The following is a 1,690-nucleotide window of genomic DNA, read 5'->3' on the forward strand; positions in this document are numbered from 1 at the left end:
TCCTCCGGGGACCTCTCCCGCCACTGCGCCTCGAGCCGGTCGCACACCTGCTCGAGCAGCTCGTCGGCGCGAGCCAGGGTGTCGGCAGGACTGCGCAGGCCCACGGCCTCAGTCATTCTCGTGCCGGCAGGGTCGGCCGGCCGTGGTTGGCCGCCGCGGGGCTTCGCGAAGCCCGCGCTCGCCTGCATCGACACCTGCGAGGTCATGCAGCCGACCGTCGTGGGGCGGCTCTATCCGTCGGCGACACATGCCCACCTTGGGCCACAGCCGACCCACCGGCAAGTGACGTGTCCAAGGTTGGCCCATATGTGCGAGGACAACTCGTGCAATCCGAGCGGGTGCGCCGCACCGAACCCCACCCCATGACGCGCCTCCGACCTGCCCTCAGCGGGATCCTCGCCGCGGTCGCCGGCATCGCCGCCGGCCACCTCGTCGCCGGCTTCCTCGACCCGGCGGCGTCACCGGTGCTCGCCGTGGGCTCGACCGTCATCGACCTGACGCCGACTCCGGTGAAGGAGTGGGCGATCGCGACGTTCGGGACCAACGACAAGGCCGTGCTCCAGGGCTCGGTCCTCGTCGTCACGCTCGCGCTCGCTGCCGTCGCCGGGCTCGCCAGCCGCCGCCGGATCGCCATCGGCGTCGGCTTCCTCGTCCTGCTCACCGCCCTCGCGGGGGCTACCGCGCTGCTGCGCCCGGCCGCCCACCCCGTGGACGCCGTCCCTGCCGTGGCGGCCATGGCCGCCGGGGTCGCCACGCTGGTCCTGCTCGCCCGCCTCACGCGTACGCCCGCGGGCGACGCTCCCCGGCCGACGGCGACGGCGACGGGTGCGACCTCCGGCCGGCGAGGCTTCCTCGCCGGTGCTCTCGGCGTCACCGCCCTCTCGATCCTCGCCGCCGCGGGAGGGCAGCTGCGCAGCGGCGCCCAGGCGGTCAAGAAGGTCGTGCTCCCTCGGGCCGGCGACCCGGCCGCCCCGCTGCCGAAGGGGTTGGAGGCCACGGTCCCCGGCGTCTCGCCGCTGCAGACACCGACCGCCTCGTTCTACCGCGTCGACACCAACCTCACGGTGCCGAAGGTCGACGTCGACACGTGGACGCTCGAGGTCGACGGCATGGTCGAACGGTCGTACAGCCTGACCTTCGCCGAGCTGGCCGCCATGCCGCTCATCGAGCGTGACATCACGATGACGTGCGTCTCCAACGAGGTCGGCGGCGGCTACCTCGGCTCCGCCCGCTGGCTCGGGGTGCGCCTGACCGACCTGCTCGACCGGGCCGGCGTCCAGGGCAGCGCCGACCAGGTGCTGAGCACGTCGGTCGACGGCTTCACCATCAGCACGCCGCTCGCCGTCGTCCGTGACGGGCGTGACGCCATGGTCGCCATCGGCATGAACGGCGCCCAGCTCACCGACGTCCACGGCTTCCCCGCCCGGCTCGTCACGCCCGGCCTCTACGGCTTCGTCGGCGCCACGAAGTGGCTGACCACGCTCACCCTGACCACGTACGCCGCCGAGCAGGCCTACTGGACCAGGCGGAAGTGGGCGACGGACGCCCCGATCAAGACGAGCGCGCGGATCGACACGCCGGCGCCGCTGTCGACCATCAAGGCCGGGCGCACGGGGATCGGCGGTGTCGCCTGGGCGCAGCACCGGGGGGTCGGCACGGTCGAGGTGAAGGTCGACGGCGGGCCCTGGCA

Annotated in this window: 1 protein-coding gene; it reads left to right on the forward strand. The window is 73.5% G+C overall.

From position 1 onward, the window contains the following. Positions 1-362: 362 nt before the first annotated feature. Positions 363-1,690, forward strand: a 1,328-nt coding sequence (locus ABD194_RS19145; protein ID WP_343994445.1) for a molybdopterin-dependent oxidoreductase, incomplete at its 3' end; no start/stop codon positions are given.

It is taken from the genome of Terrabacter terrae, from assembly GCF_039529575.1.
Taxonomy (GTDB): domain Bacteria; phylum Actinomycetota; class Actinomycetes; order Actinomycetales; family Dermatophilaceae; genus Terrabacter; species Terrabacter terrae.